Origin of the sequence: uncultured Psychrosphaera sp. (genome assembly GCF_947500655.1) — a bacterium.
GTDB lineage: Bacteria > Pseudomonadota > Gammaproteobacteria > Enterobacterales > Alteromonadaceae > Psychrosphaera.
Genome location: NZ_CANMSK010000007.1, coordinates 122313 through 146150 on the forward strand (window position 1 = coordinate 122313; position 23838 = coordinate 146150).

21 protein-coding genes are annotated in these 23838 nt (G+C 36.6%); 10 read left to right on the plus strand and 11 right to left on the minus strand.

What is annotated here, in order from left to right:
• Window positions 1–25: 25 nt before the first annotated feature.
• The 3 genes from parC to rraB all read left to right on the plus strand — a co-directional run bounded on the left by parC (window position 26) and on the right by rraB (window position 3622).
• Window positions 26–2341, plus strand: a complete 2316-nt coding sequence (gene parC, locus Q0940_RS08210) for a DNA topoisomerase IV subunit A (protein ID WP_299266841.1) — start codon at window positions 26–28, stop codon at window positions 2339–2341.
• Window positions 2342–2515: 174 nt separating this feature from the next.
• Window positions 2516–3250 (plus strand): 1-acylglycerol-3-phosphate O-acyltransferase, encoded by a 735-nt coding sequence (locus tag Q0940_RS08215; RefSeq protein ID WP_299266843.1) that lies wholly within the window; start codon window positions 2516–2518, stop codon window positions 3248–3250.
• Window positions 3251–3274: 24 nt separating this feature from the next.
• A complete protein-coding gene (gene rraB / locus Q0940_RS08220) occupies window positions 3275–3622 on the plus strand; it encodes a ribonuclease E inhibitor RraB (RefSeq protein WP_299266850.1) in 348 nt (115 codons plus the stop codon).
• Window positions 3623–3733: 111 nt separating this feature from the next.
• Here the strand turns inward: rraB and Q0940_RS08225 are convergent, their stop codons facing one another.
• The 4 genes from Q0940_RS08225 to nhaB all read right to left on the minus strand — a co-directional run bounded on the left by Q0940_RS08225 (window position 3734) and on the right by nhaB (window position 11026).
• Complete coding sequence (locus Q0940_RS08225) at window positions 3734–7558, minus strand: EAL domain-containing protein (protein ID WP_299266852.1); 3825 nt, start codon at window positions 7556–7558, stop codon at window positions 3734–3736.
• Between the two features lie 270 nt (window positions 7559–7828).
• Window positions 7829–8506 carry a hypothetical protein gene (locus Q0940_RS08230; RefSeq protein ID WP_299266855.1) on the minus strand — a complete coding sequence of 226 codons (678 nt, stop codon included), beginning with the start codon at window positions 8504–8506 and terminating at the stop codon, window positions 7829–7831.
• 401 nt (window positions 8507–8907) lie between these two features.
• A complete protein-coding gene (gene dsbB / locus Q0940_RS08235; protein WP_299266857.1) occupies window positions 8908–9438 on the minus strand; it encodes a disulfide bond formation protein DsbB in 531 nt (176 codons plus the stop codon).
• 4 nt (window positions 9439–9442) lie between these two features.
• Window positions 9443–11026 carry a sodium/proton antiporter NhaB gene (nhaB, locus tag Q0940_RS08240; RefSeq protein ID WP_299266861.1) on the minus strand — a complete coding sequence of 528 codons (1584 nt, stop codon included), beginning with the start codon at window positions 11024–11026 and terminating at the stop codon, window positions 9443–9445.
• Window positions 11027–11228: 202 nt separating this feature from the next.
• Between nhaB and fadR the strand changes: the two genes are divergently transcribed.
• A complete protein-coding gene (fadR, locus tag Q0940_RS08245; RefSeq protein WP_299266864.1) occupies window positions 11229–11942 on the plus strand; it encodes a fatty acid metabolism transcriptional regulator FadR in 714 nt (237 codons plus the stop codon).
• A gap of 146 nt (window positions 11943–12088) precedes the next feature.
• On the plus strand, window positions 12089–12349 hold the full coding sequence (locus Q0940_RS08250; RefSeq protein WP_299266866.1) for a DUF1289 domain-containing protein: 261 nt from the start codon (window positions 12089–12091) through the stop codon (window positions 12347–12349).
• Between the two features lie 96 nt (window positions 12350–12445).
• On the opposite strand, the gene argA is transcribed toward Q0940_RS08250, so the two are convergent.
• The 7 genes from argA to Q0940_RS08285 all read right to left on the minus strand — a co-directional run bounded on the left by argA (window position 12446) and on the right by Q0940_RS08285 (window position 20721).
• Window positions 12446–13771 carry an amino-acid N-acetyltransferase gene (gene argA / locus Q0940_RS08255; RefSeq protein WP_299266868.1) on the minus strand — a complete coding sequence of 442 codons (1326 nt, stop codon included), beginning with the start codon at window positions 13769–13771 and terminating at the stop codon, window positions 12446–12448.
• A gap of 60 nt (window positions 13772–13831) precedes the next feature.
• The gene (gene argH / locus Q0940_RS08260) at window positions 13832–15766 is read right to left on the minus strand and encodes an argininosuccinate lyase (protein ID WP_299266870.1); all 1935 of its coding nucleotides are present in this window, start codon (window positions 15764–15766) and stop codon (window positions 13832–13834) included.
• A 96-nt stretch (window positions 15767–15862) separates the two neighbouring features.
• Window positions 15863–17083 carry an argininosuccinate synthase gene (locus tag Q0940_RS08265; RefSeq protein WP_299266872.1) on the minus strand — a complete coding sequence of 407 codons (1221 nt, stop codon included), beginning with the start codon at window positions 17081–17083 and terminating at the stop codon, window positions 15863–15865.
• Between the two features lie 85 nt (window positions 17084–17168).
• The gene (locus Q0940_RS08270) at window positions 17169–18089 is read right to left on the minus strand and encodes an ornithine carbamoyltransferase (protein WP_299266874.1); all 921 of its coding nucleotides are present in this window, start codon (window positions 18087–18089) and stop codon (window positions 17169–17171) included.
• 36 nt (window positions 18090–18125) lie between these two features.
• The gene (gene argB / locus Q0940_RS08275) at window positions 18126–18908 is read right to left on the minus strand and encodes an acetylglutamate kinase (RefSeq protein WP_299266876.1); all 783 of its coding nucleotides are present in this window, start codon (window positions 18906–18908) and stop codon (window positions 18126–18128) included.
• A gap of 2 nt (window positions 18909–18910) precedes the next feature.
• Window positions 18911–19975, minus strand: a complete 1065-nt coding sequence (argC, locus tag Q0940_RS08280) for an N-acetyl-gamma-glutamyl-phosphate reductase (RefSeq protein WP_299266878.1) — start codon at window positions 19973–19975, stop codon at window positions 18911–18913.
• Between the two features lie 137 nt (window positions 19976–20112).
• Window positions 20113–20721 (minus strand): hypothetical protein, encoded by a 609-nt coding sequence (locus Q0940_RS08285; protein ID WP_299266880.1) that lies wholly within the window; start codon window positions 20719–20721, stop codon window positions 20113–20115.
• Window positions 20722–20883: 162 nt separating this feature from the next.
• Here Q0940_RS08285 and ccmA point away from each other — a divergent pair, with 162 nt between their 5' ends.
• The 5 genes from ccmA (at window position 20884) to ccmE (ending at window position 23776) form a co-directional block, all read left to right on the plus strand.
• A complete protein-coding gene (ccmA, locus tag Q0940_RS08290) occupies window positions 20884–21513 on the plus strand; it encodes a cytochrome c biogenesis heme-transporting ATPase CcmA (RefSeq protein WP_299266882.1) in 630 nt (209 codons plus the stop codon).
• Window positions 21513–22214, plus strand: coding sequence for a heme exporter protein CcmB (ccmB, locus tag Q0940_RS08295; RefSeq protein WP_299266884.1), 702 nt, complete (start codon window positions 21513–21515; stop codon window positions 22212–22214). Before ccmA ends, ccmB begins: the two co-directional genes overlap by 1 nt.
• Before the next feature lie 3 nt (window positions 22215–22217).
• On the plus strand, window positions 22218–22988 hold the full coding sequence (locus Q0940_RS08300) for a heme ABC transporter permease (protein WP_299266886.1): 771 nt from the start codon (window positions 22218–22220) through the stop codon (window positions 22986–22988).
• A gap of 1 nt (window position 22989) precedes the next feature.
• The gene (ccmD, locus tag Q0940_RS08305; RefSeq protein WP_299266888.1) at window positions 22990–23211 is read left to right on the plus strand and encodes a heme exporter protein CcmD; all 222 of its coding nucleotides are present in this window, start codon (window positions 22990–22992) and stop codon (window positions 23209–23211) included.
• Between the two features lie 67 nt (window positions 23212–23278).
• The gene (gene ccmE / locus Q0940_RS08310; protein WP_299266890.1) at window positions 23279–23776 is read left to right on the plus strand and encodes a cytochrome c maturation protein CcmE; all 498 of its coding nucleotides are present in this window, start codon (window positions 23279–23281) and stop codon (window positions 23774–23776) included.
• Window positions 23777–23838: the final 62 nt, after the last annotated feature.

The following is a 23838-nucleotide window of genomic DNA, read 5'->3' on the forward strand; positions in this document are numbered from 1 at the left end:
ATTTAAGAAAGAAAAGGTTTAGGTAATGACAGAGGCAACTACCACAATAAGTAGTGACGGAATAGAACAGCTGCCATTAAGGAAGTTCACCGAGGATGCATATTTAAATTACTCGATGTACGTCATTATGGACAGAGCGCTACCTCATATAGGTGACGGATTAAAACCTGTTCAACGCCGAATTATTTATGCAATGTCAGAGTTAGGTTTATCTGCAAATGCTAAATATAAAAAATCAGCACGTACTGTTGGTGACGTATTAGGTAAGTATCATCCACATGGTGATAGTGCTTGTTACGAAGCTATGGTGCTAATGGCTCAGCCTTTCTCATACCGTTATCCTTTAGTTGATGGTCAAGGTAACTGGGGGGCTGCGGATGATCCTAAGTCGTTCGCTGCCATGCGTTATACCGAAGCTAGGTTATCAAAGTTCAGTGAACTGTTACTGTCAGAAATTAATCAGGGCACCAGCGATTGGGTTCCTAACTTTGACGGTACTATGGATGAGCCTAAAATATTACCAGCTCGTCTTCCTCATATTTTATTAAATGGCATAACCGGTATAGCGGTTGGTATGGCCACAGATGTGCCGCCACATAATACTCGTGAAGTTGCAGAAGCTTGTATTCACCTATTAAAAGATCCTAATGCGTCGTTAGATGATTTAATGGTTTACGTAAAAGGCCCAGATTATCCAACGGAAGCGGAAATTATTACGCCGTCTGCTGATATCGCCAAAATTTATGAAACTGGTAAGGGCAGCATTAAAATGCGCGCCACTTATATTGAAGAAAATGGTGATATTGTTATTACAGCCTTACCTCATCAGGTTTCTGGCGGTAAAGTATTAGAGCAAATTGCTGCTCAAATGACAGCGAAAAAGTTACCTATGGTTACGGATTTACGTGATGAGTCTGATCACGAAAATCCAACTCGTATTGTTATTATCCCGCGTTCTAACCGTGTTGATATTGCACCTGTAATGCAGCATTTATTTGCATCTACTGATTTAGAGAAAAACTATCGTGTCAATTTAAACATGCTTGGTCTAGATGGATTGCCTAAAGTAAAAGGGCTAAAAACTATCTTAACTGAGTGGTTGGAATATCGTCGTGATGTTGTTACTCGTCGTTTGAATTTCCGCTTAGAAAAAGTGTTATCACGCTTACATATTTTAGAAGGGCTATTGGCCGCATTCTTAAATATAGATGAAGTGATTGAGATAATTCGCGCGAATGACAAACCAAAGCCAGTATTAATGGAACGATTTGGTATTTCTGAAATTCAAGCTGAAGCAATTTTAGAATTAAAATTACGCCAATTAGCTAAATTAGAAGAAATGAAAATTCGTGGCGAGCAAGACGAATTAGAAAAAGAACGTCAGTACTTAGAGTCATTGTTAGGCTCTCGTGTCAAAATGAATAATTTGTTGAAAAAAGAAATTACAGCCGATGCAGAAAAATATGGCGATGATAGACGTTCGCCATTAGTTGTTAGAAACGAAGCAAAAGCAATTTCAGCAAAAGACTTAGTGCCAAGTGAGTCAGTAACCGTTGTGGTCTCTGATAATGGTTGGGCTCGTTGTGCTAAAGGTCATGATGTTGATGTTGACAACTTAAGTTATAGATCGGGGGACGGATATAAATCTTCCGCTAAAGGGAAGAGTAATCAACCAGTTGTGTTTATTGACACTTCAGGCCGAAGCTTTAGTACAGATGCGCACTCATTACCTTCGGCTAGAAGCCAAGGTGAGCCATTAAGTGGTCGCTTTAGTATTGTTGCTGGTGAAACCATAGAACATACTATTATGGCCAAAGAAGATCAAAAATACCTGATTGCCTCTGATGCTGGTTATGGTTTTATTTGTACTTTCTCTGATATGTTAACTCGTCAAAAAGCAGGTAAAGCATTGGTGAGATTGCCTACTGGAGCTAAGCTATCTTTACCTCAACCAGTGTCAAATATAGATACTGACTTGTGTTTAGCTATTTCCACTGAGGGACGGATGTTGGTTTTCCCATTAAAAGACTTACCTATGTTAGCCAAAGGTAAAGGGAATAAAATTATTAGTGTTCCATCTGCATTAGCGGCAAGTCGTGAAGAGTATGTTAAACAGATCATGATTGTGCCAGAAAGTGCAGGTGTTATTTTACATGCAGGTAAACGTAAGTTAACACTAACCAAGAAAGATTTAGAACATTATCAAGGTGAACGTGGACGCCGAGGTAGCAAATTACCTAGAGGCTTACAGCGTGTTGATTTAGTTGAAATAGAGTTTAAAAAGTCAAGCTCTGAGTCAACAGAAGTGATTAGCGAACCTAATTCACCCTTAGATGAATAACTTAGTTATGAATTTTTATTAATATTATTTAAAGCTCTTATATTTGATAAGGGCTTTTTTATTACTTAGAATTTTATTAAGCATTATACCAATCGTATTTAAATGCTTAATAAACATTACCGCTGTAGTATCAGTTTGCTACAATGCGTCCTTAAATTTATGGGAGCTTGATTTGTGTTAGGAATAATTAGATTACTTTTAATGGCAATATTTTTTGTATTGTCCACTGTATATTTATTAACGTATTTAATTATTCGACCATTTCGTCGTAATAATGTAAAGGTTGTCGCTAATACATATGGTTGGTTTTGCCGTTTTTTAGGACTGAGCTATGAAGTTAGAGGTCTTGAAAACGTTAAAGATCACCCAGTTGTTTATATAGGTAATCACCAAAATACTTACGATATATTTACGGTTTCAAATGCAGTACGTCGAAATACAGTAAGCATGGGTAAAAAAAGCCTTAAATGGGCGCCGTTTTTTGGTCAAGTGTATTGGTTATCGGGCAATATATTGATTGATAGAGGTAATCGTACTAAAGCTCATGGCACTATTGGTCAGGCAGCTGAAAAAATCAAACAGAAAAAAATATCTGTTTGGTTATTTCCTGAAGGTACTCGTTCAAATGGTCGCGGTTTATTAAAGTTCAAGTTAGGTGCTTTTTATACGGCGAATATGGCAGGAGTTCCACTTGTTCCTGTTGTGATCAGTACCACGCATAATCAAGTTAAACTTAACCGTTGGAATAACGGAAAATATATCATTGAATATTTGCCTGAAATGACGGTTGATAGTGATGACAAAGCGGCAGTTCGAGAAGTTGCCGATGCGGCTCATGAGCTAATGAAAAATAAACTAGCAGAATTAGATAAAGAATTAGCCGAAGTTAATGGTTTCACGAATAAATAATACAAGGTTTACGTAGGAAAAATAATGAGTATTACATCAACAGATTGGCAAGAATTTACTAACGACATTGTTGAACAATTGTTGGAAGATGATTCTAATGAAGAAGCCATGTATTTAATTGAGCACCATTTTGTTTCATCTAGTGCCGAAGAAGCAGACTTAGCTATGCAGCAAGGTTTTTTAAATGGTTGGGATATTTCTGAACTAGAACAAATGGAAGAAGAAGACGGACAAATTGTGTTTTGCTTTGATGTTGAAACTGAATGTCCATTAGATGAAGAGATCATCGGTGAAGAGGTTGTTCTTATGGTCGAATTTGCGGATAAGAATAAACTTGTATACGAAGGCTGGGGTACTCACTTTGAAGAGTAACCTGGGGCGCTGAGAGCTTAATGCTTTTTCTTCATAAAATAAAAATGGCGAGTAATATACTCGCCATTTTTTATTTTGTAATTAGTATTAAAGTAACTCACGATTGAAAACTTATTTATTATCGTTTAGGACCTTTTGCCAAAATGGTTTATGTTGATTAAATCCGTGTCTTATATACTCGAAAAGGTCATCACTTGTAAGTGGTTTGCTAAAATAATAGCCTTGTATTAATCCGCAATTATATTCATGTAATACTTTTAACTGCTCGACAGTCTCTACACCTTCTGCGATAACGTTTATGTTCATAGATTCAGCAAGTCCTATGATTGCTTTAACAATTGCTTGATCGTTTTCATTTTTAGCAAGGTCAATGATAAATGAACGGTCTATTTTTAACGTATTAATAGGGAATTTTTTTAAGTAACTTAAAGATGAATAACCTGTACCAAAATCATCAACTGCAATCGTGACACCCATATCTTTTAATTGCTGCAGGCGAATTATATTGTCTTCAACATCTGACATAATGGCGGTTTCTGTCAGTTCTAATTCTAATAACTCAGGTGGTAATTGTGAGTCGATAAGCGCGCGTTTAACTTTTTCTATTAAAGCAGATTGTTTAAACTGAACGATAGATACATTAACTGAAATACAACAAGCCACACCTGCGTCTAACCAACGTTTAGCTTGGAAACAAGATTCCCGTAATATCCATTCACCAAGCTCAATAATCAACCCTGATTCTTCAGCTAAAGGTATAAATTTTATTGGTGGTACTATGCCTAATTCTGGGTGTTGCCATCTAACTAAAGCTTCTACTTTATCCACACAATTATTTATTAGATCAACTTGAGGTTGGAAGTATAATTCAAACTCTTGTTTTTCAATGCCAGTTCTTAAGTACTCTTCTAGTTTTAAGTACTCTGAACCTTTGTCATTTAATGATTTTTCATAAAATGAATAAGTGCGTCTTCCAAGATCTTTAGCTTTATACATAGCAATATCAGCATGTTTCATTAATTCGTTAACTGAAGTGCCATGCTCTGGATAGATTGCGATACCGATGCTAGGTGTGACCATAACTTCATAATTTTCTATCTTGATAGGTTTAGAAATTATATCAATGATACTCACAGTGGTATTCGTGATTGCTTTAGGAGAGTTTATTTGGCTAAAAAATAAAGTAAACTCATCACCGCCAAGTCTGGCGACTTTGTTATTTGATTTCGCCTGTTCGGCCAATTCGTCAGTATCAGTTTGCTGAATATAACTATTGAGACGCTCTGCAACCTTTTGTAATACAAAGTCACCATGTTCGGGACCTAAAGTATCATTTATACGTTTGAACCTATCTAGGTTGATAAATATAACTGCAGCTTGGCTTTTCTCTAGTTTGGCTTTAGAAATAAGCTTATCCAAACTTTCATAGAAAAACTGTCGATTTGGTAAACCCGTTAGTGAGTCATAATAAGCTAATTTATGTAATTTTTTAGCATATTCCACTTGACGTTTAATTCTACATTTTTGTTGTTGAATTAAAAAATATACAAGTGTTGATAATATTAAAAAGTATACTAAATATGCATACCAGGTGCGCCAGATTGGAGGTTGAACTTCAATAGGAATAACTATTTCATCACTCCAGATATTATCATTGTTACTACCGCGGACTTTTAAGGTGTAATATCCGTCGTCGAGGTAAGAAAAAGATACTTTGTTATTGGTGCCTAAACTCACCCAAGCATCGCTCAAACCTTCCATTTTGTATTGGTATTTATTATTTTCTGGCTTAGTATAATCTAGAGCTGCGAACTCAAAGTCGACTATGGTTTGTTTATAGTTAAGCTCTAAAACACCATCTTCTCTAAACTGCTGGTGGATAGGCTGTACTATATTTGATTGACTATATTTAGTTAGCCTTAATACTGGTTTATAATGATTTATTGGAACATTTTTAGGGTTGAAAACGTTAAAACCATTAGCTCCTCCAAAATACATACTTCCATCTTTGTCTTTGTAAAAAGCGCTACTGTTAAAGTCAGACCCTTGTAATCCGTGCGTAGTGTTAAAGTTAACTACATCAAGAGTATTAGCATCAATACGTGATATACCTTTTGCATGACTAACCCAAATAAAGCTATTGTCACTATCTTCTTCTAGCAGGCCGTATGTGAAATTACTAGCTAAGCCGTGTTGAGTTCCAATATGTTGGAATACAGTTTTACCTTTCTCTAGCTGTTTTTTGTCTAATCGAGCAATACCGGTATCTTTTGTGGCAACCCATATATATTTTTCCGTGTTTAATACACCGAATAGATCGTCACTGAGGAGTTGATTATCTTGATTGTCATCGGATAAAAACTGTGTGATCTTCTTACTATTAAGATTATATTTTAGTAATCCGCCATCTCTTGTTGCAATCCAGATATTCCCTTTTCCATCTTCTACTAAATCAACAATGTAGAGGCTATTTGGTGAATGTTTTACTGAGGATGGTAAACTGATAAATGAGAAGATATTCGTGCTTTTATCAAATAGGTTCAAGCCTCCACCATAAGTACCTATTGCTAACGTACCGTTTGAAAGGTTTAAAATTTTACTAATAGCATTGTCACTGATCGAGTTTGAGTCATTTTTATCGTGTGTATAAATAGTAAATTCAGATGCATTTTTTTTCTTATAGTGTAATCCACTGCGCAATGTTCCTATCCACAAATCATCATTGTCATCAACTAATAGGCTCATTACATTATCTTCTTGTAATGCACTCTCAGCTTGGGGATTAGCTCTAAGATTAGTAACTTTGTTGCTTTGATTGGATATTATACTGACACCACCATTCCAAGTGCCTAGATATAAGTTCTCTTGGCTGTCAGTGGCAAATGCCATAATTGAATTACTAGATAGTTTTTTATATTTGCCGTGCTTATTAATATGTGGAAAGTAGTTTAATGATGCATTCCAACGGCTTATTCCCGATTGTGTACCAATCCAAATAACACCACCATCATCTTGCAGTAGTTTTGAGGTTCTATTGCTAATAAGACTAGTAGGTCGCGAAGGTTGATATAAGGTTCTGGTAAAGGTTTTACCGTCAGGGTTTAATTTACATAAACCATTTTCAGTGGCAAACCACATATCACCGTTATGATCTTGCATAATATCATTAACATAATTAGCACATAAGCTAGTATTGTTATTAAGGGCAAACTGAAAGTGTTGTACGACTTCTAATGCTTGGTTTAGGACAAAAACACCAGAATCTTCAGAGCCAATCCATACTAAATTACGATCATCAACTAATAGAGTTCTTAATTTGTTGGTTGGTATAGAAATCTGTGTGTTTAAGCTAACTTCTTCAAATGCATTGCTATCCAGCCTCTTAATTTTTAATCCATATTGAGGAGAAGCTATCCATAGATTACCTGTCATATCATATGTTAAATCAGATACTGGGTTATTATTACTTTCTGGAGTGGAGTTATAATTTAGGTATGTTTTAAATGTTGCTGAGTGGATATCGTATTCTGTATATCCGGAAAATTGGCTGGCAAATAATAGATTGCCATTTGAGGCTTCGGTAATAGCAACGTAACTAGCCCCATCGATACCACTAATATTTTCATCCGAACTAAAGTTCTTAAATCCATCTATTTCTGGTAGATAAAGGTGAAACCCACCGGCACTAGCCGCCCATAATCTTCCTTCTGAATCAACCAGCAAGTCCCAAATCCAATTGTTACTTAACGATGTTTTAATTCCAGGTGAATGACTATATTTTTTAAAGCTTTTTCCATCATAGCGGGTAAGGCCATCTTGAGTTGCAAACCAAATAAACCCCATTTTATCTTGTATTATTGAATTTATAGACGGGTGGGCTAGACCATTTATATCACTAATATTATTAAAGTGAATTGTATTATTGTCTTCATTCAATAAACTGCTTGAAAAAGCGCTATTTGAAAATAATAATACAAATATAACAGTTGGAAAAAACTTTATTGAGAGCTTAATACAAGGAATGGATAACAACATTACATAACCACTTTTTATTTTTATTATAGGTTAACGCTATTTAGCTTTTATAACACAACGGTTATAGGCTGTCACTGAGTGTTATGGTTAAACAGTTATGTAGTAAGGGAAATAAATAGCCTCGAGACGTTAGAGGCTATATCACATGGAAGCTTTTGGAGTTGTATTATGCTAAGCAATACTCTTAGTACGAATAGGCCAAACAAAACCAGCTACTTCAGATTGAATACGCTTAGTGCGGATAGGCCAAACAAAACCAGCGACTTCAGATTGAATACGCTTAGTACGAATCGGCCAAACAAAACCAGCTACTTCAGATTGAATACGCTTAGTGCGGATAGGCCAAACAAAACCAGCTACTTCAGATTGAATACGCTTAGTACGAATCGGCCAAACAAAACCAGCGACTTCAGATTGAATACGCTTAGTGCGGATAGGCCAAACAAAACCAGCGACTTCAGATTGAATACGCTTAGTACGGATAGGCCAAACAAAACCAGCGACTTCAGATTGAATACGCTTAGTGCGAATAGGCCAAACAAAACCAGCTGTTTCTATTGTTTGAGATTTTGTAGATAAACGAACCAATGGATTAATTGTATTTAATTGAATGGCTTGCTCTTCTGTTAATGAAACGGAGATTGCACTTATTACAGAAAAGTCATGGATTACCTCACCACCAACTTGTTCTACTAGTTCAACCATAGTTGCCTTGCTGGCACCTTGTAACATATATGCAACTTCGTTTGAATTTGACTGATATACATTAAATGCAGCTAATAATGTAAATACACTTGCAGTCGATAACAAAATTGTTTTTTTTGTTCTTTTTAATATTTTGTTAAACATCTTGATAAATAACCTTTTTTCTTATTTAGGAACTTAATCGAAAGCAAGTTTAAGACCAGACTTACTAGTATTTATTACTAAATGGTAAAGAGGTTAAAAATTGACGTTCAAGTTATAAATCTAAGGCGTTTGCTGCACAAATTGATAGTAAAAATAGAATGAAAAATATTTATGTATGTGGGTCTTATTAAAACAAAAGCGGCAATTTGTTGCCGATTTTGTTGCTAGTTTTTGCCATTAAAGATGGCAACTGTTGCCACGTAAGGTGTGATTAATAATGCTTTTATTTGTAATTTCTAGCAAAAGAGGCGGAGATGAATATAAGGTCAGATGACAAATTTCTGAGGGATATTAATAAATGAATATCGCACTTATAAATACGATATTCAGATAAATAATACTTAAAATGTTTTTTTATTAAATAAACGTATGGCTAATACCGATGTTAAACATACGGCAAAACAACTGAATATAAACACCATAATTTGAGGCATGCTAAAACCAAACAATGACCAGTCTATATCTCCACAAGTTCCTCTTGCTTCAAAAAGGCTTGGGATTAATGTGTGAAGTTGTAGCCACTCTGGAAAGTTAGGATATATATCACAGCTTAACGCTAGCATGAAGTTGTCAGGGTTTTGCATTGCAACGTGTTCTAACGCTATCAATAATCCCCAAATACAAGATACTAACAAGCCACTAATACTTATTAACCGAACTATTAGATTGTGTGGGTTCACTAGAGCAGGTAAAGCACTTAATGCTATGCCAAATACAGCAACTCTTTGGTAGATGCACATAATACAAGGTTCTAAACCCATACCGTATTGAAAGTACAAGGCGATAGATTCTAATACCAAGGCGATTGCAGCGATTAAAAACCAAGGCCAACGTAATGCTGGCCAAGTTGATATTGCAGGTAAACTAAACACTATATTAGTGTCCAGTTATATTAGATTGACCAATTGTCGCATGATGCTCAATTAGGTGATGGTCATACAAGAACTGAGTTAAATCTTCTAACCCGTAGTAAGTTGCTAACAAACCAACAACAGATAATACAATGGTATATGGCAGTGCCATATAAACCATTTTACCGTATGACAATCTAATTAACGGTGCTAATGCAGATGTTAATAAGAATAGGAATGCTGCTTGCCCATTTGGCGTTGCAACACTTGGTAAATTAGTACCTGTATTAATTGCTACAGCTAAAAGGTCAAACTCATCACGTGTAATAATGCCACGTTGTAATGCTGCAGCTACTTCATTGATATAAACTGTTCCTACAAACACATTGTCACTAACCATAGAGAGCAGGCCATTGGCAATAAAGAACATAACAAGTTGCATCTTACCTTCAAAGGTTAATACCCATTGAATAACCGGAGCAAATAAACCTTGGTCTATTATTACAGCAACAACGGCAAAGAATACACACAATAAAGCGGTAAACGGTAAGGCTTCTTCAAATGCTTTACCTATAGAATGTTCATCGGTGATACCGGCTATTGAGGTTGCTAAGATAATAACGGATAAACCAATTAGGCCAACAGCCGCTAAATGCAGTGCTAATCCTATAATTAACCAAATAGCAATTACGCCTTGTGCCCATAAGATAATTTTGTCACGTTTTGTACGGCGGCCATCATTTTCAGTATCGTAATCAACTAATATTTTACGTACTGAATCTGGTAATTTAGCACCATAGTTAAATATCTTAAATTTCTCTAATAAAACAGTGGTTAATAAACCAAATACTAATACTGGGATAGTAATTGGTGACATACGTAATGCAAACTCAACAAAACTCCAACCTGCACGTTCTGCAATAACAAGGTTTTGTGGCTCACCCACTAGAGTACATACACCACCTAATGCAGTACCTACACCAGCATGCATCATAATATTACGCATGAAAGCTCTAAACTCTTCTAAGTCTGAACGTGTTGGTACATCTAAGTGTTCATCATCTGTATGATCGTGATCAGTAACATGATTATGTTTACCTGAGGCAACTTTATGATAAATGGTATAAAAACCAGTTGTTACTGTAATGATAACGGCAACCACTGTTAATGCATCTAAGAACGCAGATAAGAAAGCAGAGGCAGCAGCGAATGCAACGGATAAGGCAATTTTAGATTTAACTTTTATCAATAATTTAGTGAAAGAATACATAAGTAAGTCTTTCATAAAATAAATACCGGCAACCATGAACACTAATAACAAAATGACACTTAAATTTTGTGATATTTCATGCTCAACATGCCCAGGGGTTGTCATCCCAACAGCAATAGCTTCAAAAGCAAGTAAGCCACCAGGTAAAAGTGGATAGCACTTTAATGCCATTGCTAGAGTGAAAATAAACTCTAATACTAATGCCCATCCCGCAATATACGGGTCGATATTAAATAAGATTGGATTGATAACCAAACAAGCAATAATAGTGAGCTTGTACCATTCAGGAGAGTGTCCTAAAAAATTTTGATAAAAAGCGCTCAGGGAATTCTGCTGCATACGTTTAAAACCTTCCTTTTAATTGTTTTTAGGCTTAAGCCTATTTTTACACTGATCTAATGTACTAAAGATATTAGTGTAATCCTACTTAAAAAAATGATTTTATGAGAGTTATTTTCAATTATTAGGTTGAAAACCATTTGTTGTACTCAGGTCACCTTCTGGTACAATCAGTCCAGATGAAATAAGGTAAACAGTATTAATGAAAATAATAAAGGCGCAAAGCCCAGCTGGATTTGCTGAAGAATATATTGTGGATTCTATTTGGAATAATCGTTTTCCTCCAGGCTCAATCCTCCCAGCAGAACGAGAATTGTCAGAATTAATTGGTGTAACTCGTACTACGTTAAGAGAAGTATTACAAAGGTTAGCGCGTGATGGTTGGTTAACAATCAAACATGGCAAGCCAACCAAAGTAAATAATTATTGGGATACATGTGGGTTAAATATTTTACCAACATTAGCTAAACTTGATGCTGATGGCGTGGGGGATTTAATCGACCAAATGTTATCTGCTCGCACTAATTTTAGTGCTATTTACATTAGAGCTGCTATAAAAAATTCACCAGAGCGCGTTATTGAGTTAACTCAACAGGCGTTGTCGGTTTCCAATGATCCACAAGAATTTGCTGACTTTGATTATCATTTAAATCATGAATTAGCAGATGGCTCAGGTAATGTAGTTTTTGTTTTAGTGCTAAATGGCTTTAAAGGCTTGTGGTCTAAAATTGCACAATATTACTTCTCACATGAAGAAGCGCGTGAATTATCGCGTGAATATTACCAAGAACTTGAGCAACTGACTAAAGAAGGTAAGCATGACGAATCGATTATTTTAATTCGTAAGTTTGGTATTGCCTCTGCAAAAGTTTGGGAAAAAGTCAGAGCTGACTTACCTGTCGCTTTAGTTGAATAGGTAAGGTCTGCGAAAGATAAAAGTCCTTAATTAATTAAAAAAACCTGCATGTTGCAGGTTTTTTTATATAGAAGGTTATAAGCTGTAAGGTTTAGGGCTTTAAGCGGTAAATTGTAACTATAAAGGTATTAACCTAAACTTAATTTATGCCACAACTCGAACTCTTTCATATACCAAGTCCCTGTAAAGGGATTTGCTTAAACGGCACCAATGGCTTTTGTCAGGGGTGTTTTCGTAGTCGTGATGAAAGGTTTGAATGGATGCAATTTAGTGATGAACAAAAACGCTATGTAATAAGGTTGTGTAAATCTAGAAAGCATCGGTGGATGAAAAAACAAATCGATATCAAAGTGCTGCAAACACCAGTGGAAGATGATCCTACCGATGACTTATTTGGTGACTTGTAAACGCGATAAGAATTGTTAATAGCGATAAACAGATATTAGAAAATAAAAATGAGCACTTAATGTGCTCATTTTACTTCTAGCTAAACAGCCTCTAGTTTAATCGATTGATTTAACAAGTATTTTTGAATTCCGCTGGAAGTTATAAAGTTGCTTTTTACCTTCAGGCAGAGCGTCTATCGTACTTTCAATAAAACCTTGTTCTTGGAACCACATACCACTTACCGTTGTTAATACAAATATAGTTTCAATATTTTGCTCTTTGGCTATTTCAGAAACAGCTTTGATCAATCGCTGTCCTCTATTGCCTTTTCGGTAATCGGGATGAATAACAACACAAGCTAATTCAGCAGATTTGTCTTGTGGATACAAGTACAAAGCCGCACAAGCAATTATCATTTCTTCTTTCTTTAATACCACAAAACGATTGATTTCATTTTCTAACAACTCCCTAGAGCGTTTAACTAAAATACCTTCTTGCTCTAAAGGTTGGATTAATTCCAATATGCCAACCACATCATCAATAGTCGCTGTACTCATCTGTTCACGATGATCTTTCGCTATCAATGTACCAGCACCATCCGGTGTAAATAACTCTTCAAGTAATGCGGTGTCGCTTTGATAACTAACACAATGACAACGTTCAACGCCATTTTCACCCGCTTTTATAATTGCATTTAATAACAACAGCTGGTCTAAGTACTTTTCTTGTTCATGTATTTGTTCACTGGCCAGTACTTTTACTGTACGGATACTACAGCTACGTACTAATTCGCCTGTAGAATCAATAAGTCCTTCATCTTTACTAAAGGTGATCAGCTTATCGGCATTGAGGGCAATTGCAGTTTGTGTCGCAACGTCTTCAAGTGCTAAGTTAAATACTTCGCCGGTAGTCGAGTAACCAATAGGTGAAAGTAAAACTATTGAACCAAAGCCTAATTGAGTATTTATACCGTACTCATCAACTCTACGAACACAGCCCGTGTATTTAAAATCCACACCATCTTTAACACCAATAGGTTTGGCAATAATAAAATTACCAGTGCTGACTCGAATTTTTGAGCCGTGCATAGGTGAATTTAACAATCCCATGGTTAACAGTGCTTCAATGTGCAGACGTAGCGAGCCAGTTGCATCTTTTACCGCAACTAGAGTTTCAGCATCTGTAACTCGCACATTGTTTTCAATTTTACATTCAAGTCCACGCTGAGCAATACGCTCTTCAATCTGAGGTCTGGCTCCGTGCACAATAACCAATTTCATCCCTAAACTATGCATAAGCGCAATGTCATGAATAATGTTAGCAAAATTAGGATGCTGTACAGCCTCGCCCGAAAGCATTAATACCACAGTCTTATCTCTGTGTGCATTAATGTAAGGGGCTGAGTTTCTAAACCACTTTACGAAATTTTTATTATTAACCATTACTAATAATTCTCAATTACAGAAGCTATTTAAAATTTAAAAGCCAGTGTAAATTACAAGTTAAACCTGACTAAGGGTATATTTCATTGCTACTTCGCTATTTGGATCTTTAAGCTCAGTAGGCTCACTGTCTTCAATAATATTGTCAGCTAAACTGCTTTTTTCAATAATACCAAAACCAAGTTTTTCAAAGTAAGTTGGAATGTAAGTTAAAACAATAATGTCTTTAAGTTCCATTTGATGTGCAAACTCTAATAAGTATTGAACTAACGCAACGCCTTGTCCCTGTTGATGACAATCTTTATCTACAACAATTGAGCGTATCTCTGCTAAACATTTCTCATAAATATATAACGAAGCACAACCAACCACTTGTCCGCCAACTTCAGCCACCACAAAGTTTTGAATATCGTGAATAATATTATCTTGGCTTCTAGGGAGTATTTCGCCTTTATTAGCCCAGTAATTTACTAGTTCAAAAATAACTGCAGAGTCTGACATACGTGCACGACGTACTGATGTCACTGCTGCTTTAGTCGCATTTAAACGTTGTTGTACCTGCTTTAATGCACCATTAATACGTGACTTACCTGGAGCTCCTACAACTTGAGCATTAAGTATCGACTTTTGGCCGGTTTGTACATCAGCCAGTGCTTTCTCTACTTGCTGACGTGACGTTCCACCTAATGCCTCGCGTTTATCTAATGTCGACTCTATTGATAAATGTTGATAAACATCATCTTCAATGCGGTCACTAAATTTTTGTAATTGCGCAAGTGTTAGCTCTTCAAGTGGCACTTCTTTATCAATCGCATCTAAAACTACTTCACCAACAATATGGTGAGCTTCTCTAAATGGTATGTCCTTACTTACTAGATAGTCCGCTAATTCTGTGGCATTAGCATAACCTTGTTGGGCTGCGGCTAATGTACGTTTGCGGTTTACCGTTAAACCTTCAGCAACCAAAGTTGCCATTTCCATACATTCTTGCCATGTATCTAAGCCGTCAAATAAGCCTTCTTTGTCTTCTTGCATGTCTTTGTTATATGCAAGAGGTAAAGCTTTCATCGTCATTAACATAGCGGTTAATGAGCCTGTAACTCGACCAGATTTACCACGGATAAGCTCACAAGCATCTGGGTTTTTCTTTTGTGGCATTAACGATGATCCAGAACTTACTAAGTCACTCATTTCAACAAAACCGGCTTCACCAGAGTTATAAAAAATAAGATCTTCAGCAAAACGCGATAAATGGATCATTGAAATACTGGCTGTCGATAAAAGCTCAATTACATGATCTCTATCAGAAACTGCATCTAAGCTGTTTAAGGTTGCGGTTCTAAAACCTAAATGATGAGCAAGCATTTCACGGTCAATCGGATACGCTGTTCCCGCTAAAGCACCGGAACCTAAAGGCGAAGTATCTAAACGGTATAATGCATCTCTTAAACGACCAATATCACGATTAAACATTTCAACATAAGCCAAACACCAGTGACCAAATGTAACCGGCTGAGCGCGTTGTAAATGGGTATAACCCGGCAAAACAGTGTTACGTTCACGTTCAGCTAAATCTAACATTGATTGTTGTAAGTTAACTAAAGCAACGTATATTTCATCGCCTTTTTCTTTACACCAAAGTTTTAAGTCGGTAGCTACTTGGTCGTTACGAGAACGGCCAGTATGTAATTTTTTACCAAGGTCGCCGGTTTTTTCAATAAGTTGAATTTCAACCCAGCTATGAATGTCTTCTGAGTCAGCCTCAAGAATTTGTTGTGGATTGTTTTCAACCGACTCTTTTAATTCTTCTAACGCTTGAGTTAGTCGAGTTACTTCGTCGTTTGACAATACGCCGACTGTGTTTAAAGCACGGGCCCAAGAAATAGAACCTACAATATCTTGTACCGCCATGCGGTAGTCCACAGGCAATGAATCGTTAAATTTCTTAAATTGTAAGCTCGCTTTTTCTTTAAAGCGTCCACCCCATAAACTCATAAATTACTCCGCCGCAAAAATGTGAAAACTCAAGTTAATACAATTAGCATTAACCTGAGTTTTTTAATATAAAATGTTCAGTACTAAAGCTAACTATTATTTAGTTAGCGCTTTAATTCTGCTTGATAGGCTAAATAAACGAATAAAACCTTCAGCGTGTTTTTGATTATAAACATCATCTGCACCAAAAGTTGCAAAGTCTTCTGAATATAAGCTGTTTGGTGAACGTCTTTTAACAACAGACGCAGTACCTTTATAAAGCTTAAGAACAACATCACCTGTTACGTCTTGCGCTAATGCATTTGCACCAGCCAATATAGCACCACATAAAGGGGTAAACCAACGACCATCGTATAACAAATGTGAAAATTCATGACCAAGTTCTTCACGGTATTTCAAAGTCATTTTATCTAAAATTAATGTTTCTAGACCTTTATACGCTTTGAATAAAATTGTGCCACCTGGGGTTTCATAACAACCACGAGATTTCATACCAACTAAACGATTCTCTACAATATCAATACGACCAACACCGTGCTCTGCGCCAATATTGTTTAATAATGAAATCGCATCTACGCCAGATAGTTTTTTACCATTTACCGTTGTTAACTCACCATGTAAGAAACTAAGTTCTACGTACTCAGCTTTATCTGGAGCTTGTTCAGGAGATTTAGTCCAAGTCCAAACTTGCTCTGTCGGCTCTTGCCACGGATCTTCTAACTCGCCACCTTCGTGAGAGATATGCCAAAGGTTTGCATCACGGCTATAAATTTTTGTAGCACTTGCTGTTGTAGGAACATTTTTCTCAGCTAAATAAGCTAATAAGTCTTCACGACTTTCCATGTCCCACTCACGCCAAGGCGCAATAACGGTTAAATGCGGTGCTAAAGCAGCAAAGGTGCTTTCAAAACGAACTTGGTCATTACCTTTACCAGTACAACCGTGACATACCGCGTCAGCACCTAGTTTTAATGCAAGCTCAACTTGAGCTTTTGCAATAACAGGACGTGCTAAAGACGTACCCAACAAATATTCACTTTCGTAAATTGCGCCAGTTTTTAATGTCGGGAAGATGATGTCGTTTACAAACTCTTCTTGTAAATCTAAAACGTGACATTCACTAGCACCAGATGCGATAGCTTTTGCTTCAATGCCTTCAAGTTCATCATCGCCTTGACCAACATTGGCAGCAAATGCGATTATTTCTACGCTTTCGCCATATTGTTCTTTTAACCAAGGAATGATTGCTGAAGTATCTAAGCCACCTGAGTACGCTAGTACGATTTTTTTAATTTCTTTATTTTGTGCAATAGCCATTATTGTTCTCTTAATCTTTAAATTCTAAATTGATTTTAGCTAACGTTTATGTCACTAGCTTTATAATAAGTTTTATTTTATTGCTTCATTTAACTAGTAGAGTGTGAAGCAGGGCGTTTTGAGCCCACATTCTATTTTCTGCTTGTCTTAAAATAACAGATTGCTCTGAATCTAAAACCTCAGCAGTCACTTCTTCATCTCTGTGAGCAGGCTGGCAATGCATAAAATATTTAGCATTGGCTGACTGCATTAAATCTTTAGTAATTTGAAACGGCTTAAAGGTATCTATAATTTGCTCTAAACTTTTGCCATCACCCATCGATATCCAAGTGTCTGCATATATAGCATCTACCTTACCTAATGCATTAACATCATTGGTCATAGTGATTGTGCAGTCATTATCATTAGCTAATTTATTAGCTTGTTCAATGATATCTTTATCAACGCCATAACCTTCAGGTGTTAATACAACTAAATTCACACCTAACTGCGCGCCAGTTAACATCAGTGAATGAGTAACATTATTACCATCACCAACATAAGCTAAGGTTAATCCTTTCAGCTCACCAAATAACTCTTGTAAAGTCATATAATCAGCCAAGCCTTGGCAAGGGTGATATAAATCACATAATGAATTTACAACTGGAACAGAAGCCGCATCTTTTAATGTGATTAATGTCGAATGCGACATAACGCGTGCAACAATGGCGTCACACCAACAAGATAAATTAGCGCCAAAATCAGCAACATCTTCACGTTTGCCCATTGCGCCATTTTGTAAGTCTAAATAAACCGCGTGTCCGCCTAGTTTATTAATACCTACATCAAAACTAACGCGGGTTCTTAGCGATGGTTTTTCATATAAAGTGGCAATTGATTTGCCTTTTAATGCATCAGCATATTTTTCTGGTGTTGCTTTCATGTCAATTGCTAATGTTAGAATTTCTCGTACTTGTGTTGGTGTAAGATCTAAGTCACCTAACACTGACTGATTGTATAAAGTCATTTTAAAACCTGTATTTAATTTATTATGTTTCTCTTATTACGCGTTTATTTGAGTGCCGAGTTGTATTTGTTCAGACAAATGCAACCTGCTTAACGCGCTAGAATCTTGCCAACTGCCAATATGTACAGGTCGTCGTAATAATCGTGAGGCTTCAAAGGCAGCGTTTACTTTCACTACCATACCGTCACGAATTACTCCTGAGTTAATAAGGCTTTCGATGGACTCTTTATCGAGGGAATTGATTAGTTGTTTATTTGCATTCAATACGCCTGGCACATTACTTAACAAGCATAGCTCAGCTCGTAACAGCTGTGCAGTAGCAACAGCGGCATCGTCGGCATTAATATTTAGAGTTTGGCCTTGTGGATCACAGCCAATAGAATTAATTAATACCACAAAGCCGCTTTCTAATAGAGCTTGAATAGCATTTGGATTATTTGGACTTACTTGCCCAACCGCACCTAATACTTCAGATTTAACTTGTGCATTAAATAAGTCAGCATCGGCTAAACTTAATGAAACTGCATTAAGATTTTGTGCTTTACAAGCGGCTAAAAGTTGTTGGCTTGCGACACCCGCTAATGCACCAACCACAAATGGTAAATGAGTTAATGGCGTGGCACGAACTCCATCTACTTTGGTTGTGCTCAATTGAGTTGCCGACATCATGTCTTCAACTTGAGGTCCGCCACCATGAACAATAACCACAGGACGCACTTTTTTAATATTAGCGGCTTGTTGTAAAAATTCAGCTAAAGCTGTTTTGTCAGTGAGTGCTTCACCGCCGAGTTTAAAAACAATAGGGCTTATTCCGTTCACTTTTATGCAGCCCCTTGCGTTTGAGCACTAGGTAATAAACCAAGTCCTTCGTGTAAATTACAAATAATATTGGCGCATTGAATGGCTTGAGAAGACGCACCTTTAAGTACGTTATCTATCGCACTTATAACAATTAAATCCGTACCATCCAGTTGCCAGTACAGATCACAAAAAGGGGTGTAAGCCACATCATTAATATGTGGAGGCTCAGAACGTAAACGTATTAATGGTTTGTCTGCGTATTGTGACTCAAATGCAGCATTAATTTGATCTAGTGTAGTACCGCCTTTTACTTGCATAACTATAGTTGCAAGTATGCCGCGGTCAAAATTAGCCACATGAGGCGTGAATATGACTTTTCTCCCCACTTCTTGGCAAATCTCTGGTGCATGACGATGCACAAATAAATTGTAAGGTTTTAAACTTAATTCACAAAAGCTAGTGCCTAGCGCTGCTTTTCTACCTGCACCACTAACGCCACTAATTGCATTAATAACCGGCACACAAGCTTCAGTTAATAAATTATGTTGAACTAATGGTTTTATTGCCATTTGCGAAGCTGTTGGATAACAACCTGGTAATGAAATAAGCGCTTGGTCTTTTAAATTATGAGCGTTCCATTCAGGTAATCCATATGGAATAGAGTTTAATTTATCTGCATATTTATGTGAGAAACCATAATATTGCGGATACATCTCAGGGTCTTGTAAACGGAAGCCACCAGATAAGTCCAATACAGTTATGTTTTTTGCCGATAAAGAATAGGCAATATCATGACTGAATTCATGTGGAGTGGCTAAAAAAACAAGCCCCTTGTCAACACTACTTAAAGATGATGTCAGGGCCTCAAGGTTGGTCTTTCCACCAGGAACAAGGGGGAAATCGAGTAGACCTTTATACTTAGGATAAAGGTCTGATAATAACTTGTTGGCATCATTACTATGTTCAGAAACAAACAATGCTTCTAAGGTAAATATAGGATGATTGATAATCATTTTTGCCAATTCAACACCGGCGTAACCACTTGCGCCAAAAACAACGCAAGGTATTTTATTTGTGTTTACCATTTAAGTTACTACTGTAAATCTTTTATTAATCATATTTGACTGAATAATCACAGATAATAGTGTAGATGTAAACAATAAAAATGCAAATAAAGTGAATTAATATTCATAGTTGTGTTTTTATTAATCTACAGTCTTTATTACTTTAGGGCATCTTCAAGATTAGGTAATTTATTTTCAAAAGATTTAGGAATAAATTGCGGTAAAGGTTCATTAATCGCCCACTGCTTAACCTTGTTATCGACAAATTCAACATTTATCCATTGCAATAATGTTAAGACTCTTTCATCTGTTGGTGACGAATATATTCTGTTATGCCCGACCGCAGAAGCTATCACCACGTTAAGGGTGGCAATTACCGCTTTATTACAGTCATCTGTACTTAATATGCATGTGAGAGCCAAAAGTGAAACCAGTGATGTAGTTAACAAGTCTAAATCGCCCACACGTTTATCTATTTGAATAAACCTTTCATCAAAAACAGTGAAATGACATACTCCAGATTCATAACATTCTCTTTCCATCCCCGGAAATAAACCAATAACTTGGCTTTTGCTCATGCCCACTTTCAACTGGCTAAGCTGTGGTGCATATTTTTGAGTGATATCAGGGATATCATCTTTTGAATTTATTTTTACAATAGTTCTGTCAGCAGGGCTAACACAAGCGGTTATCATTAACGTACTTATAAAAACCACTAGAACGGTTTTAAAAGGGATGTTTTTGAAAGACGTGGTTTTATTAAACATTCATACTTCCTGAATTTAGTGTTTATGCAGCGAACTAAATAATTTCAAATTAAGATAACCGCTACTACTTCTGAATTGGTAAATTAACTTATTAAAGTCTATAAAGCGACTAATACCCTGTGTTACAATTTGGTAATTTTATAAATAGAGTAAGTTGTTGTTTTGCTTGAAGTTCAAGGTTTAACCTGTTTTCGTCAAAATCGCTGTTTGTTTGCAGAGCTTAATTTTGTTTTGTCTGATCATCAGATCTGTCAAATCGAAGGGCCAAATGGCGCAGGTAAATCGACTTTGTTACGAGCCATCTTAGGCTTGTTCCGACCGGATGAAGGTAAGATCTTTTGGGCAGGCGAGTCAACGACACAACAAGCTGAACTATTTTTACAGCAAGTTTTATTTCTAGGTCATAAGTTTGCTATTAATTCGGATTTAACCCCTTGGCAAAATTTAGAATTCTGGGCTGTGTTAAATCCCACATCAAACTTAGATTTTGAATCTGCTTTAGCAATGGTTGGGTTAACTGGCCTTGAACACATTCCATGTCACTCACTATCAGCAGGACAACACAGACGTGTTGCATTAGCTCGGCTTTGGTTAACTAATACTAAACTTTGGATATTAGATGAGCCTTTCACCGCAATAGACAAAAATGGTGTTGATTTATTGCAACAGCGTTTTCAGCAACATTTACAAAATGGTGGCATGGTATTAATTACCACGCATCAAGACTTATCTCAAAATTTTGAGCAACTCATTAAGCTCAAACTTGGTGGCAATATAAGTGGGGAGATGTAATGAATTCTAATCTTCCCCAAGCTCAATTGTCTTACTGGATAGCCTTTAAAGCTATTTTTGTACGTGAGTTAAAACTTGCTTGGCAAAAACCTTCGCAAATTATCCAACCTATGGTTTTTTTTCTTATCGTGGTGACATTATTCCCACTTGGCATATCGCCAGCGCCAAAGACATTACAAATGATAGGCCCTGGTGTTATTTGGATTGCTGCGTTATTAGCGATTATGTTAGTGGTCGACCGGTTATTTAGACAAGACTTCCAAGAGGGAACTATTGAAGCTTGGTTGTTGTCTACTGTGCCTATGTCTTTGTTAGTTGCTGCAAAATTATTAGCCGCATGGTTTATCTCATGTTCCGTACTCCTGTTAATATCACCGGTTTTAGCTTTGTTGATGAATGTCGAAAGTCAGGTTATTCCAGCGCTAATGTTGAGTTTATTAATCGGTACACCTATTTTATTGTTTGTTGGCGCGATAGGTAATGCGTTAACGGTCAGTTTAAATCAGGGGGGCGTGCTATTGAGTTTATTAGTTTTACCGCTATATATACCGGTATTAATTTTTGCTACCTCGTTAATTGAAGCGGCCAGTTTCAATATGGATTATTCAGGACAATTGGCCATTTTAGTTAGTATGTTATTAGTGAGTTGTTTTTTCGCACCGGTTGCTATTGCAGCCGCTTTAAAGAATACGGTGAATTGATTTATGTGGAAATGGTTACATCCATACGCAAAAGCTGAGACAGCATATAATTTATGTTATCGCTTATTGCCTTACTTTTCCTGGTTGGCTGCAATTACATTAATAGCCGGCTCTATTTGGGGCTTGTTATATGCCCCTGCGGATTATCAGCAAGGTGATAGTTTTCGTATTATTTATTTTCATGTGCCTACCGCTATTTGGTCTATGGGCGCTTATACCTCAATGGCTATTTGTGGAATGGTTGGTATTGTTTGGCAAATAAAAAATGCTGAACTAGCCGTATATGCTATTGCTCCCGTTGGTGCCGCGTTTACCTTTTTAGCCTTAGTTACCGGCGCAGTTTGGGGCAAACCTATGTGGGGCGCTTGGTGGGTTTGGGATGCAAGATTAACCTCAGAGTTAATCTTATTGTTTTTATACTTAGGCGTTATTGCGCTTTATAACTCATTTGAAGATAAGCGAACTGCAGCAAGAGCGGCCTCTATCCTTGCTATTGTTGGTGTGGTTAATGTGCCTATTATTCATTACTCAGTAGAGTGGTGGAATACGTTACATCAAGGCGCGTCTATTACTAAATTTGATAAACCATCAATTTCACCTGATATGTTATGGCCGCTGTTACTTAATATTGCTGGTTTCTTATTTATATTGGCTGCCATTACCTGCTTAAGACTGGCGAATCAAATTCTTATTAACGACGCCCGTAGACCTTGGGTGAAAGCGCTAGTGGAACAATCGTCTACTGAAGCGACTTCATTAGTGAAGGGGAAATAGAATGCAGTTTAATTCTTTTACTGAAGTATTAGCGATGGGCGGTTATGGCGCATATGTATGGTCATCTGTTGCTATTGTTTTTGCAGTTTTGCTGATGTTAATTGTACATTCTTGCACTGCAAAAAATCGAACCTTACGTTTGTTACGTATAGAGCAAGAACGAGCAGATAAAATATCTCAAGCTAAAGTTGCCAATGCTCAAGCCCTATTTGATAAAAAGTAGCTGAATAAAAGCTAGCTCAATAGAACCAATTTAATATAAACCAATTAATAAAATAAGATTGAAAATAATGAATCCTCGTAGAAAGAAAAGACTATTTATAATTGTTTCTTTAGTTATTCTGTTAGGCGCAGCCATTGGCTCCATGCTGTATGCGTTACAACAAAATATAGATTTGTTTTATACGCCAAGTGAAATACTAGAAGGTAAAGATCTTGGTAATGGAAAAACTGGTGCAAAACCACAAATAGGCCAACGTCTTAGAATTGGTGGTATGGTTGTAGAAGGCAGTGTTGTCCGTAGTGAAACTAATTTAGATGTGCAATTTAAGTTAGCAGACACCGGTCCTATGGTAACCATCAAATACAACGGGATTTTGCCAGATTTATTTCGTGAAGGGCAGGGCATTGTTGCTCAAGGAATTTTAATCGCTTTTGATACTATTGAAGCAAGTGAAGTATTAGCGAAACATGATGAAGAATATATGCCGCCAGAATTAGCAGAAAAAATGAAAGGCATTAAACACGTTAAGCCTAAATATGAAGAAGGTGCTAAGCCAGCATATTAACGAGTGAATTAGAGGCAGTATTAACGTACCTGCTTTATTTTAATGAATTAAATAACAAGAAA

Excerpts from the sequence above, each read along its gene's own strand:
- Q0940_RS08265 (WP_299266872.1), bottom strand. The coding sequence starts at position 17,083 with ATGGCTATTGCACAAAATAAAGAAATTAAAAAAATCGTACTAGCGTAC.
- ccmD (WP_299266888.1), top strand. The coding sequence starts at position 22,990 with ATGCAGTTTAATTCTTTTACTGAAGTATTAGCGATGGGCGGTTATGGC.
- parC (WP_299266841.1), top strand. The coding sequence starts at position 26 with ATGACAGAGGCAACTACCACAATAAGTAGTGACGGAATAGAACAGCTG.
- Q0940_RS08285 (WP_299266880.1), bottom strand. The coding sequence starts at position 20,721 with ATGTTTAATAAAACCACGTCTTTCAAAAACATCCCTTTTAAAACCGTT.
- ccmE (WP_299266890.1), top strand. The coding sequence starts at position 23,279 with ATGAATCCTCGTAGAAAGAAAAGACTATTTATAATTGTTTCTTTAGTT.
- argH (WP_299266870.1), bottom strand. The coding sequence starts at position 15,766 with ATGAGTTTATGGGGTGGACGCTTTAAAGAAAAAGCGAGCTTACAATTT.
- nhaB (WP_299266861.1), bottom strand. The coding sequence starts at position 11,026 with ATGCAGCAGAATTCCCTGAGCGCTTTTTATCAAAATTTTTTAGGACAC.
- argA (WP_299266868.1), bottom strand. The coding sequence starts at position 13,771 with ATGGTTAATAATAAAAATTTCGTAAAGTGGTTTAGAAACTCAGCCCCT.
- Q0940_RS08230 (WP_299266855.1), bottom strand. The coding sequence starts at position 8,506 with ATGTTTAACAAAATATTAAAAAGAACAAAAAAAACAATTTTGTTATCG.
- rraB (WP_299266850.1), top strand. The coding sequence starts at position 3,275 with ATGAGTATTACATCAACAGATTGGCAAGAATTTACTAACGACATTGTT.
- argC (WP_299266878.1), bottom strand. The coding sequence starts at position 19,975 with ATGGTAAACACAAATAAAATACCTTGCGTTGTTTTTGGCGCAAGTGGT.
- fadR (WP_299266864.1), top strand. The coding sequence starts at position 11,229 with ATGAAAATAATAAAGGCGCAAAGCCCAGCTGGATTTGCTGAAGAATAT.
- Q0940_RS08270 (WP_299266874.1), bottom strand. The coding sequence starts at position 18,089 with ATGACTTTATACAATCAGTCAGTGTTAGGTGACTTAGATCTTACACCA.
- Q0940_RS08300 (WP_299266886.1), top strand. The coding sequence starts at position 22,218 with ATGTGGAAATGGTTACATCCATACGCAAAAGCTGAGACAGCATATAAT.
- Q0940_RS08250 (WP_299266866.1), top strand. The coding sequence starts at position 12,089 with ATGCCACAACTCGAACTCTTTCATATACCAAGTCCCTGTAAAGGGATT.
- ccmB (WP_299266884.1), top strand. The coding sequence starts at position 21,513 with ATGAATTCTAATCTTCCCCAAGCTCAATTGTCTTACTGGATAGCCTTT.